At 70.6% G+C, this 12,044-nt stretch carries 9 protein-coding genes; 8 read left to right on the plus strand and 1 reads right to left on the minus strand.

Annotated features, from left to right (window positions below):
• The first annotated feature begins 2 nt into the window (after nucleotides 1-2).
• The 6 genes from ABFY03_RS33090 to ABFY03_RS33115 all read left to right on the plus strand — a co-directional run bounded on the left by ABFY03_RS33090 (nucleotide 3) and on the right by ABFY03_RS33115 (nucleotide 8,843).
• Entirely contained in the window at nucleotides 3-1,277 is a 1,275-nt protein-coding gene (locus ABFY03_RS33090; RefSeq protein ID WP_346171608.1) for an acyl-CoA dehydrogenase family protein, read from the plus strand.
• Nucleotides 1,274-2,821, plus strand: a complete 1,548-nt coding sequence (locus tag ABFY03_RS33095) for a flavin-containing monooxygenase (protein WP_346171609.1) — start codon at nucleotides 1,274-1,276, stop codon at nucleotides 2,819-2,821. The genes ABFY03_RS33090 and ABFY03_RS33095 overlap by 4 nt, the downstream gene beginning before the upstream one ends.
• Nucleotides 2,818-3,768 (plus strand): alpha/beta hydrolase, encoded by a 951-nt coding sequence (locus ABFY03_RS33100; RefSeq protein ID WP_346171610.1) that lies wholly within the window; start codon nucleotides 2,818-2,820, stop codon nucleotides 3,766-3,768. Before ABFY03_RS33095 ends, ABFY03_RS33100 begins: the two co-directional genes overlap by 4 nt.
• A gap of 85 nt (nucleotides 3,769-3,853) precedes the next feature.
• Nucleotides 3,854-5,410, plus strand: coding sequence for a GMC family oxidoreductase (locus tag ABFY03_RS33105; protein WP_346171611.1), 1,557 nt, complete (start codon nucleotides 3,854-3,856; stop codon nucleotides 5,408-5,410).
• The gene (locus tag ABFY03_RS33110) at nucleotides 5,407-7,122 is read left to right on the plus strand and encodes an aldehyde dehydrogenase family protein (RefSeq protein WP_346171612.1); all 1,716 of its coding nucleotides are present in this window, start codon (nucleotides 5,407-5,409) and stop codon (nucleotides 7,120-7,122) included. The genes ABFY03_RS33105 and ABFY03_RS33110 overlap by 4 nt, the downstream gene beginning before the upstream one ends.
• A 185-nt stretch (nucleotides 7,123-7,307) precedes the next feature.
• Nucleotides 7,308-8,843, plus strand: a complete 1,536-nt coding sequence (locus tag ABFY03_RS33115) for a class I adenylate-forming enzyme family protein (protein ID WP_346171613.1) — start codon at nucleotides 7,308-7,310, stop codon at nucleotides 8,841-8,843.
• A gap of 88 nt (nucleotides 8,844-8,931) precedes the next feature.
• Here the strand turns inward: ABFY03_RS33115 and ABFY03_RS33120 are convergent, their stop codons facing one another.
• A complete protein-coding gene (locus ABFY03_RS33120) occupies nucleotides 8,932-9,645 on the minus strand; it encodes a TetR/AcrR family transcriptional regulator (protein WP_346171614.1) in 714 nt (237 codons plus the stop codon).
• A 229-nt stretch (nucleotides 9,646-9,874) separates the two neighbouring features.
• Here ABFY03_RS33120 and ABFY03_RS33125 point away from each other — a divergent pair, with 229 nt between their 5' ends.
• Together ABFY03_RS33125 and ABFY03_RS33130 are read left to right on the plus strand one after the other, a co-directional pair.
• Nucleotides 9,875-11,098, plus strand: coding sequence for a cation:proton antiporter domain-containing protein (locus tag ABFY03_RS33125; protein WP_346171615.1), 1,224 nt, complete (start codon nucleotides 9,875-9,877; stop codon nucleotides 11,096-11,098).
• 156 nt (nucleotides 11,099-11,254) lie between these two features.
• Nucleotides 11,255-11,956 (plus strand): DUF1345 domain-containing protein, encoded by a 702-nt coding sequence (locus ABFY03_RS33130; protein ID WP_346171616.1) that lies wholly within the window; start codon nucleotides 11,255-11,257, stop codon nucleotides 11,954-11,956.
• Nucleotides 11,957-12,044 lie beyond the last annotated feature (88 nt).

Here is a 12,044-nt window from a genome sequence, read left to right on the forward strand (position 1 = left end):
CCATGCACTTCGCGTTCGACCCCCGTACCGAGATGCTCCGCGAGAACCTCCAGGACTTGATGTGGAGCCACATTCATCCGGCCGAGCCGGTGTTCGAGCAGGAGCTCGGAGCCCTGGACGACCCCTGGGCCTGGGACTCGGTCCCCGTCCTCGACGAGCTGCGTGCCGAGGCCCGTCGACGCGGGCTGTGGAACCTCTTCCTGCCCGGCGAGGAGGGCGCGGGGCTCACCAACCTCCAGTACGCGCCGCTCGCCGAGATCACCGGCCGCTCCCTGGAACTCGCCCCCGCCGTGCTCAACTGCGCCGCGCCGGACACCGGCAACATGGAGGTCCTCTCCATGTTCGGCACCGAGGCCCAGCGCAAGGAATGGCTCGACCCGCTCCTCGCCGGTGAGATCCGCTCCGCGTTCGCGATGACGGAACCCGACGTCGCCTCCTCCGATGCCACCAACATCGCCACCTCCCTCGTCCGTGACGGCGACGAGTACGTGATCAACGGCCGCAAGTGGTGGATCACCGGCGCGATGAACCCCAACGCCAAGGTGTTCATCGTCATGGGCAAGACCGATCCCGAAGCCGAGCGGCACCGGCAGCAGTCGATGATCCTCGTCCCGCGCGACGCCCCCGGTCTGGAGATCCGCCGTGGGATGGAGGTCTTCGGCTACGACGACCACGACCACGGCGGCCACGCCGAGATGCTCTTCCACGACGTACGGGTCCCGGCCGCGAACCTCATCGGGCAGGAGGGCGACGGATTCGCGATCGCCCAGGCCCGCCTGGGACCGGGACGGATCCATCACTGCATGCGCTTCATCGGCGTCGCGGAACTGGCCATCGAAGCGATGTGCGACCGCGCCGCGGAACGGGTTGCCTTCGGCAAGCCACTGGCCCGCCAGGGCGTGATCCGCGACTGGATCGCCGAGTCGCGGGTGCGGATCGAGCAGCTCCGCCTCCTGGTGCTCAAGACCGCCTGGCTGATGGACACCGTCGGCAACAAGGGCGCCCACACCGAGATCCAGGCCATCAAGATCGCCACGCCCCGCACCGTCCAGTGGATCCTCGACAAGGCCATCCAGACGCATGGCGCCGCCGGCCTCTCCCAGGACTTCCCCCTCGCCCGCGCCTACGCCGGCATCCGTTCCCTGCGCTTCGCCGACGGACCCGACGAGGCGCACAAGAACGCCCTCGCACGTACCGAACTCGGCCGGAGGGCCGCCCGAGCGGCGGCCGCCGGCCCCGTGCATCCCCTCACCCCCGCGCCCAGGAGGCACCAGTGACCAGCACGACCACCAGGCGGACGCCCTCGGAGGCCGCCACCCACGACGACGTCGACGTGCTGATCATCGGCGCCGGGATCTCGGGGATCGGCATGGCCAGTCACCTCCGTACCCACCGCCCCGGCACGTCGTTCGCGATCCTGGAAGCACGCGACGAGATCGGTGGCACGTGGAGCCTGTTCCAGTACCCCGGCATCCGGTCCGACTCGGACATGCCGACGTTCGGTTACGGATTCAGGCCGTGGACCCACCGGAAGTCCATCGCCGACGGACACCTCATCCTGGACTACCTGCGGCAGACGGCCGCCGAGAACGACCTGACCGGACACATCCGCCTCGGCCACCGCGTGATCGGCGCCGACTTCTCGACGGCGACCGGTCGCTGGACCGTCACGGCCCAGCAGTCCGGTAGTCGCAAGGAGGCGCGGTTCACGGCCCGGTTCCTGTTCGTCGGCACCGGCCCGTACGACCACGATGCGGGCTTCACCCCCGATTTCACCGGTGTCGAGGACTTCGCCGGAACGGTGATCCATCCGCAGCACTGGCCCGAGGACTTCGACTACACCGGCAAGCGCGTGGTGGTGATCGGCAGCGGCGCCACGGCCGTCACCCTCATCCCCTCCATGGCGCGTACGGCCGGCCACGTCACGATGCTCCAGCGCTCGCCCGGTTACGTGTTCTCGATGCCTGCCGAGGACGCCATCGCCCAAACGCTCAGGACACTGGTCGGACACCGGCGCGCCCACGACCTCGTCCGGCGCAAGAACATCTTCGTCACCCGGGGACTCTTCAAGGTCTGCCGGCGCATGCCGAAGCTGATGCGCCGACTGCTGATCGCCAACGTGCGTCGGCAGCTGCCCCGGCACTACGACGTCGACACCCACTTCACGCCCCACTACGCGCCCTGGGACCAGCGGCTCTGTGTGGTGCCCAACGGTGACCTCTTCAAGGCGATCTCCTCCGGCCGTGCGTCGGTGGTCACCGACCGCATCGACCGGTTCACCAAGACCGGCATCCGGTTGGAGTCCGGCCAGGAACTCGCCGCGGACGTCATCGTGACCGCGACCGGCCTCAACATGGCGGTGTTCGGCAAGATCCGGCTGAGCATCGACAAGCAGCAGGTGCACGTGCCGGACACGACGGCGTACAAGGCCATGATGCTCTCCGGCGTGCCCAACTTCGTGTTCGCGCTGGGCTACACGAACCTCTCCTGGACGCTGAAGGTCGATCTGGTCTGCGAGCACTTCTGTCGTCTGCTCGACCACATGGACACCCACGGCTACACCACCGTCGAACCTGTCCTGAACGACCGTGCCATGGACCGCTTGCCCTACATGGACCTGACCTCGGGCTATGTCCAGCGCGGGATCGGCATGTTCCCCCGCCGCGGGACCAAGGGGCCGTGGACGGTGGAGATGGCGTACGAGAAGGACGTCGAGCGGCTGCGTGACGAACCGGTCGACGACAACGCGCTGAGGTTCACCAGGACCGCCGCCCCCGCGGCGCCCGCCCGGTCGACCTCCCGGCCGACGGGAACGCGATGAAGACCGAGATCCGCTTCACGAGCCACGGAGTCACCTGCGCCGCCTGGCACGTACCGGCGCGGAGCGACGCGCTGGCCGGTCCGGAGGGGCGGCCGTGCGTGGTCATGGCCCACGGCTTCGGTGGCACCCGCGACAGCGGCCTGCTGAACTACGCCGAACCCTTCGCCGAAGCCGGCATCGACGCGTTCGTCTTCGACTACCGCGGCTTCGGTGACTCCGGCGGCACACCCCGGCAGGACGTCTCGGTCCGCCGCCAGCGGCAGGACTACCACGCGGCCCTCGCGGCCGCGCGGCGTCTGCCGGGAGTCGACCCGGACCGGATCGCGCTGTGGGGAGCCTCGTACTCCGGCGGTCACGCCCTCGTGGTCGCGGCCCAGGACGGGCGGGTGGCGGCGGTCGTGTCACTGACGCCGGTGACGGACGGCCTCGCCTCCTTGGCCCACCTTCTGCGCCGTGGCGGCGTCCGTCCGCTGGGCCGCCTGGCCGGCCACGGGCTGCGGGACACCGCTCACGCCCTCACCGGGCGACCGCCGCACCAGGTGCCGGTCGTGGGGGACCCGGGGGCACTGGCGATGATGACCCTCCCCGACGCCTTGAAGAGCGCCTCCTCGTTCGCCGGCCCCACCTTCCGTAACGAGGTGTGCGCCCGCGCGGCACTGAAGGTCGGGCTGAACCGGCCCACCACCTTCGTCGGACGCCTGGCCTGCCCGATCCTCGTGCAGGTCGGCACGCTGGACCGCATCGCACCGCCCGAAGCGGCGCGTCGAACGGCCGCCAGGGCCGGCACGTGGGCGCAGCTGCGCGAGTACGCCGTCGACCATCTCGACGTCTATGACGGACCGGGACAGGCGCGGGCGCTCGCCGATCAGCTGGTCTTCCTGACGGATCGCCTCGACCCGCGGCATTCGTCCCGGCCCCCGGGGCGATACCGCGCGCCACGGACGTAACGGCACGCCAGGGAGCGCACGCCCACCGGCACGCGCTCCCCACACCCCTAGTTCGTGACCATGCATTCTTCATTCAAGGGACGGAATGAACATGTACGACTACGTCATCGTCGGCGCCGGATCCGCAGGCTGTGTCCTCGCGGCGCGACTCTCGGAGGACCCCGACGTCCGGGTCGCGCTGATCGAGGCCGGAGGCCCCGACACCGCCCAGGAGATCCACGTCCCGGCCGCCTTCCCCCAGCTGTTCAAGTCCACGCTCGACTGGGACCTGGACACCGACCCGGAGCCGGGCATCGGCGGCCGGCGGGCCTACCTGCCCCGGGGCAAGGTGTTCGGCGGCTCCAGCTCGATCAACGCGATGATCTACATCCGCGGCAACCGAGCCGACTACGACGGCTGGGCCGCAGCCGGGGCGACCGGCTGGTCGTACACCGACGTGCTGCCGTACTTCCGCCGCTCGGAGGACAACGAGCGCGGCGAGGACCTCTACCACGGGGAGGGAGGGCCGCTCACGGTCAGCGACGGCAGGTCCCGCCACCCCCTCGCCACGGCCTTCGTGCGGGCCGCCGAACAGGCCGGTCACCAGGCCAACGACGACTTCAACGGCGAGACCCAGGACGGCGTCGGCCGCTACCAGCTGACCCAGCGCGGCGGACTGCGGTGCAGCGCCGCCGTCGCCTACCTGCACCCCGCCCTCGACCGGCCGAACCTGACCGTGTTCTCCTCGGCCCTCGCCCACCGCGTGGTGATCGAGGGCGGCCGAGCCACGGGCGTCGAGGTCGAGCGGGGCGGCGAGGTCGAGGTCGTCCGGGCCGAGCGCGAGGTGATCCTGTCCGCGGGGGCCTACGAGTCCCCGAAGCTGTTGATGCTCTCCGGGATCGGGCCCGCCGCCCAGCTGTCGGCCTTCGGCATCGAGGTCGTCCGCGACCTGCCGGTCGGCCAGGGCCTGCAGGACCACTACATGACGCTGCTCAACTTCCGTACGGACACCGAGTCGCTGATCAGTGCGGCGTCCCCCGAGAACGCGGCGCTGCTGCAGAGCGAGGCCCGCGGCCCGCTCACCTCCAACATCGGCGAGGCCGGCGGCTTCTTCCGCAGCCGTCCCGAACTGGACGCCCCCGACGTCCAGTTCCACGCCGCTCCGGTTCTCTTCCACCAGGAGGGCCTCGGCGCCCCGACCGGGCACGGCTTCTCCTTCGGCCCGTGCGTGGTCGCCCCCAGCAGCCGCGGCGCGGTGACCCTGCGCTCCACCCGTCCGGACGCGGCGCCCCGGATCGTCCACAACTACCTGACGACGGACGAGGACCGGGCCGCCATCGTCGCCGGCCTCCGGATCGCCCTGGAGATCGCCGCCCGGCCGGCGGTGGCCGGTCTGGTCACGGAGGCCTTCGACGTGCCGACCTCGCACGATGACGCCGGCCTCCTCGACTGGGCGCGTCGGGCCGGGCAGACGCTGTTCCACCCGACGTCGACGTGCGCGATCGGCGCGGTGGTCGACCCCGAGCTGCGCGTGTACGACGTGGCGGGCCTGCGCGTCGTCGACGCCTCGGTCTTCCCGTCGGTGCCGCGCGGCAACACCAACGCGCCCACGATCATGGCCGCCGAGAAGGCCGCCGACCTCATCAAGGGAGCCGTCCGATGACGCCGCCCCCACCCTCCACCGAGCAGGTGTGGGAGATCGACCGGGCCGTCGAGGACCTGGTCCGCGGCGAGGCCGCCTGGGCCGCCTGCGGCCTGGCCGAGCGCCGCGAACTGATCGAGCGGGTGCACGCGGCCACCGCCGAGCAGGCCGAGGCGTGGGTGCGCGCCGCCGCCGCGTACAAGAGGCTGCCGGACGACAGCCCGCTGCTCGGCGAGGAGTGGATCACCGGCCCGTATCCGGTGCTGACCTCCGCGGGCGCGCTGGCGGCGACCGTCGGCGCCCTGGAGGCGGGCCGCAGCCCCGTCGACGGCTTCTCCGTCAAGCCGGCGCCCGGCGGGCGGGTCGCCGTCCGGGTGCTGCCGCACGGCGTCTGGGACCAGCTGCTGCTGAGCGGTTTCAGCGCCGAGGTGTGGATGCCGCCGGGCGCCACCGAGGACACGGTCCGCGCCCAGGCAGGTCTGGGCCAGCTCCGCCCGACCGAGACCGGCGGCGTCGGGGTGGTGCTCGGCGCGGGCAACATCACCTCGATCCCGGTCCTGGACGTGCTGTACGAGCTGTACGCGCACAACCGGGTGGTGGCCCTGAAGCTGAACCCCGTCACCGACGGCCTGTACGAGGTCTTCAGCCGGGTCCTGGCCCCCCTGATCGAGCTGGGCGCGGTGCGGATCCTCACCGGCGGCGCCGACGTCGGAACGTACCTCGTGCGCCACCCGAAGGTCGGCCACGTCCACATGACCGGCAGCGCGGCGACGCACGACGCGATCGTCTTCGGCACGGGCGAGGAGGGCGCGGCCCGCAAGAGGGCCGGGAAGCCGCTCCTGGACAAGCCGGTCACCAGCGAACTGGGCGGGGTCTCGCCCACCATCGTGATACCGGGCGACTGGTCCGAGGCCGACCTGCGCTACCAGGCCGAGCACATCGCCACCCAGAAGCTGCACAACGGCGGCTACAACTGCGTGGCCAGCCAGGTCCTCGTCGTCAACTCCGACTGGCCCCAGAAGGACCGCTTCCTGGCGCACGTACGCCGGGCGCTGTCCGAAGCCCCGGCCCGGCCCGCCTACTACCCGGGCAGCGACGACCGGGTGAGGGGGGCGGTCGACGCGTACCCCGGCGCGCGACGCCTCGACCGGGGCCGTGTGCTCCTCACGGACCTCGACCCGGCCGCTCCAGGCCCCGCCCTGACCACCGAGTACTTCGGCCCGGTGCTCGCGGTGCTCGAACTCCCGGGAGACATGGGGCAGTTTCTCGACGAGGCGATTCTCACCGCGAACGAGAGGCTGGCCGGCACGCTCGGCGTGAACCTCATCGCGCATCCGCGCACCATCGCGCAGCTGGGTTGCTCGCTCGACAGGATCATCGCCGAACTCCGCTACGGGACGGTCGCCCTGAACGCCTGGACCGGCGTCGGCTACCTCACCGCCACGGCCACCTGGGGCGCCTTCCCGGGCCACACCCTCGACGACGTGCAGAGCGGCATCGGCATCGTGCACAACGCGCTCCTGCTCGACACGCCGGAACGCACCGTCGTCCGCGGCCCGTTCCGGCCGGCGCCCCGGTCGGTCCTGCACGGCGAGGCCGCCCTGTCGCCCAAGCCCCCGTGGTTCGTCAGCAACCGCACCGCAGCCACGACCGGCCGTCTCCTTGCCGACTTCGCCGCGTCGCCCCGCTGGTCCGCCCTACCGGGAATCTTCGCCTCCGCGTTGCGCGGCTGACACCACGCGGACACACCGCGCCACCAGAACGTCGAGTCGGCGCACCAGGGACGCTCCCGACTCGGCTCCGATCAGGGCGTCGCCGCGACCTCGTACCGGGGAGGTCGGGGTGCGGCGGCGCCCTGGTCACCCCGTACACCGCACGTGTGCAGGTGTTCCCCACCTCTTCCAGGAGAGCCGTTGCCATGCCCCACACCATCATCCCCCTCACGCGCGCGCGTGATCCCTTTCCCCAGGACGATCTGACCAGGGACGCGAACGGCGTCCCCCACTACGCGGACGTACCGGCGACGCTGCTCGACCTGCTCCGCACGCACGTCGAGGAACGGCCCGACGCCGAGGCGCTCGTCGAACTCGGCGGGGACCGACTGACCTATCGGCAGTTGTGGGAACGCGCCGCGCGCGTCGCCGGCGGCCTCCGCGCCCTCGGCGTGACACAGGGGGACCGGGTGGCCGTGCGGTACCCGGCGGGGACGAACTGGGTGCTCGCCTTCTGGGGCACGGTCATGGCCGGCGCCATCGCCGTCGCGGTCAACACACGGTCCGCGCAACCGGAGGTCGAATTCGTCCTCGAGGACGCAGGCGTGCGCGTCGACCTGTCGGCCGACGCCCCGCTGCCCGACGGGGCGCCGTTCGTGACGGCGGACCCCGACCGCAACGACATCGCCGCTCTCTTCTACACCTCGGGCACGACCGGCCACCCCAAAGGCGTGCCGACCACACACGAGTCGTTCCTCACGAGCGCGGAGAACGTGGTCCGCTGCTTCGGCATACCGCGCACGGCCGGCCCCGACCTACGGACGCTGATCTCCGTACCGCTGTTCCACGTGACCGCCTGCAACGCGCAACTGCTGGTCGCCGCCTACGTCGGCGGCACATCCGTGATCATGCCCGCGCTCGACCTTCCGGAGCTGGTGCAGGCGTTGACGGCGGAGCGGATCTCCTTCCTGGTGACCGTGCCCGCGGTGTACGCCCTGCTGCTGCGCCACCCGGCCTTCGCCGGCGCCGACATCTCCGGGGTGCGCACCGTGGCGTACGGGGGCGCACCGATCGCCCCCGTCCTGGTTCGGGCTCTCCGCGAGGCGTTCCCGCAGGCCAGGGTCATGAACGGGTACGGCATGACGGAGACGGCCGCGCTGATCACCGCCCTGCCGGACGACGACGCCGTCGAGCACGCGGACTCCGTCGGATACGCGGTGCCGTCGGTGGACCTCGGCCTGGTGCCGCTCGGCGACGATCCGAACCTCGGCGAGCTGGTGGTCCGGGGCGCCAACGTGATGTCCGGCTACTGGAACCGGCCGGAGGCCACGGCGGCGACGGTGGTGGACGGCTGGCTGCACACCGGTGACATCGTCCGGGTGGACGACGCCGGCCGTGTCCACATCGTCGACCGGATCAAGGACATCATCAACCGGGGTGGGGAGAACGTCTCCAGCGTGGAGGTCGAGGCCGTCCTGCTCTCCGCGCCCGGCGTGGAGGACGCCGCCGTCCTCGGCGTGCCCGACGACGTGATGGGCGAGAAGGTGGGCGCCGTCCTCTACGCGGCCCGGGACGGGCTCGACCTCGCGGCGGTCCTCGCGCACTGCCGGGACCGGCTCGCCGACTTCAAGGTTCCCCAGTACGCCACGGTCGTCGCCGAGGCGCTCCCGCGCAACGCGGGCGGCAAGCTGCTCAAGAACCGGATCCGGGAACAGGTGCGGTGGGGCGCCCCTCTGCGGTGACACACCGCGGGACGGGGCGGACCGTCGACGGTCCGCCCCGTGGCATCCGCCTCCTTCGCGCCCGGGACAGGGGCCCGGGCCCGGCACGTCACTCGCCCCGAGAGGTCGTGACCTTTTCCGCGTAGGTCTCGAGGTAGGCGGTCACCAGACGCTTCGCTTCCGTGATCGTCGCCTCGTCCCCGTTCCGGTCCTGCTGGAACGCGACATCGAAGATACGGCCGCCGGCTTCGAAGGCCAGCTTCATCACGAGGATGGGCGTGTCCACGCGCAGCAGTCCGCGACCGATCCCCAGACGCCACAGCCGTTCCGCCACGCGATCGTCGAACTCCTTGACCAGGGCGCTCAGAGTCTCGTTGCGGCCGGAGAACCAGAGTTGGACACAGCTCGGATGCGCCCGGAAGTACGCGACGATCGGATCGAACACGAGGGTCACGAGATCCGGGACCGATCGGAACTCCTCGCTCTCGATGCCGTCGAGCACACCCGCCAACGCCTCGCCGTGACGCTTGATGATGGCGGCGTCCACCTGATAGCGGTCGCTGAAGTAGTGGTACACGGAGGGCGTCGGAATCCCCGCCCGCTCTCCGATCGCCTTGAGGGTGGCCGCTTCGTAGCCACTCTCCGCCAGGATCTCCTCCGCGGCGTCCAGGATCGCCTTGACCCGGGCCACTCCACGCCGCTGCAGTGACGCTTCCGGCCGGGCGGGCGCCTGGGGCGCCACTGGCGCTGCGCCTGCCGATCGGCCGCGCTTCGACCCGCCGGCACTCTCCTCAACCACGCGGTCCTCCAGCCGGACGAGCAAACTCGATCATAATTCGACAGTCTACCAAGGTCCCCTCAGGCCACCTCCCTGCCCCTGCCCGCGGCAGCCTCTCAACGAGACATCGCATGAGAGGCGGGCGGTGGGCTCGGCTGCATCGCAGAAAGCGGACACGGTGTGATCACACCACGGGGGAGCCGACGCCTCACCCGGGATTTGCGAGGATGCCCCTATGGCTCGAATTGTCACCCTTCTGCTTCTGTGAGTCCTCATGGTCGCTGTCCTCGTCCTCCTGTCCCTTCTGTTCCTCTGGTCCCTGGTGTCGGAGCGGCTCGCCCGCTGGAGCGTCACGGCGCCCATCGCCTTCGCGATCGCCGGACTCGTCCTCACCAGTGGAGACCGTCCGGCGGTCTCGTTGGACCTGGACACCCACACGTTCCAGAGGATCGTCGAACTCGTGCTGGCCGTGATGCTGTTCACGGACGCCACTGAGGCCACCGGATACGAGCGGCTGGGCAAGACGGTGGGGGAGGGGCGTCTCCTGGGCCTGGCCCTGCCGGCTTCCGTCCTCCTCGCCGTACTCTTCGGCGCCCTGCTCTTCCCCGGAACGAACTGGTGGCTCCTCGCCGTGGCCGCGCTCTGCGTGATGCCCATGGACCTCGCCCCCGTCCTCATGTTCCTGAGGGACGAACGGATTCCCCTGCGGGTGAGGGCAGCCCTGAACATCGAGGGAGGATTCAACGACGGTTTGATCTCCCCTCTCTTCGTGTTCTGCGTGGCCAATCTGCGCACCACTGACGGCGACACCTTCACCGACCTCGTCGTGAACGCTCTCAAGGGGGCCGGGTACGCGGTTCTGGCCGGCGGACTCATCGGGCTCGTGGCCGCCTGGCTGGTGCGGAGGTGCCTGGAGCGCGCGTGGGCCACGCCCGCCGGGCTGCGCATGGCGATCCTGGCCCTGCCGTTCCTCGCCTTCGCGGCCTCCGTGCTGATCGACGGCAACGGCTTCGTCGCGGCGTTCGTCGCCGGTCTGTGCTACGCCCGCACGGCGCATGCCGTCGGCGACGACAACCTCGATCTCGTGTACGACGCCAGCCATCTGATGGCCCTGGCGGTGTGGTTCACCTTCGGCGCGCTGATCGCGGAGGAGTTCGCCGACGGAATCGACCTGCCGGTCCTCGGCTACGCGTTGCTCGCTCTCACCGTTGCCCGGATCGTGCCCGTGGTCGCCGCGCTCACCGGCACGCGCTTCAGCCGGGCCGAACGTCTCACCGTCGGCTGGCTCGGCTCGCGCGGCGTCACGTCCATCGTCTTCGCCGTCCTCGCGTACACCCAGCTGACGGGTGACGACGCGGCCTTCGTCGTCAAGGTGACCTGCGCGACCGTCCTGCTGAGCGTCGTCCTGCACGGAGTCACGATGGAACCCGTCGCACGCTGGTTCTCGCGTCGTTCTCAGCCCGCTGCGCCCACCGCACCAGCCGATTCCGCAGGGTGACACGGTTGCTGCCGGCGATCGAACCGAGCGGGAAGGGTGTGTGAGGCTGCTCGTTGCCCGGACGACACCCCGCCTCGTACCACCGGTGGGCGGGAGGCATGCCGTAATTTCAGGATTCGAACTGGCCGGCAGTCGGTGTCCTGAAGGAGTCCACCCGTGCATCCGTCACGTTCCGGACCGCGCCGTCGGAACCAGTGGCTCTCCGAACGCCGCCGGTCGACAGTGAGCGGATGCATCGCCGCGGGAACAGCGGCGCTGCTCCTCGGTCTCGATCACAGCTGGGCGCAGATCTCGGGGGCCGACGTGTGCGTGCTCCTGCTGCTCGCCTACCTCTTTCCCTATCTCCTGATCACGACCATCGCCTTCTCGACCGCATCCCCGGAGAGGGTGCGCAGCTGGGCCGACCGCGAGTCTCGAGGCACGGTGCTCCAGCGGTACGTGTACGGGACAGCGCCCGGCCCGGGGGTCTCTCTCTTCATCGCGGCTGCCGCCCTCGTGGTGGCGGTCGTGTGGCGCCCCGGGCACATGGGCTCCGAACTCGAACCCCTTCCCCGCGCGGCGGTGGCGCTCATCCTGGTCGCCGTCGCCTGGATCTGCGTGGCCGTCTCCTTCGCGGTCGCCTTCCAGGCCGACAACCTGGTGGAGGAGGAACAGGCGCTGGATTTCCCGGGCGAGGAAATCCCGAGCTGGATCGACTACGTCTATTTCGCCTTCTCGGTCATGACGACGTTCGGCACCACCGACGTCGACGTGACGTCCAAGGAGATGCGCCGGACCGTGACGGTCAACGCGTGCATCGCTTTCGTCTTCAACACCGTGACCGTGGCCAGTCTCGTCTCCGCCCTGGACAGCGTATGAGCAGGGTCGACGCGGCTCCGGAGGACGCCGGTCCTCCGCCGGTCCGCCCGTGGCGGGGGTCGTCTTCGTCACGCCGTGCCCACCCGGC

Origin of the sequence: Streptomyces roseofulvus, from assembly GCF_039534915.1 — a bacterium.
In the GTDB taxonomy this organism is placed as follows: Bacteria; Actinomycetota; Actinomycetes; order Streptomycetales; family Streptomycetaceae; genus Streptomyces; species Streptomyces roseofulvus.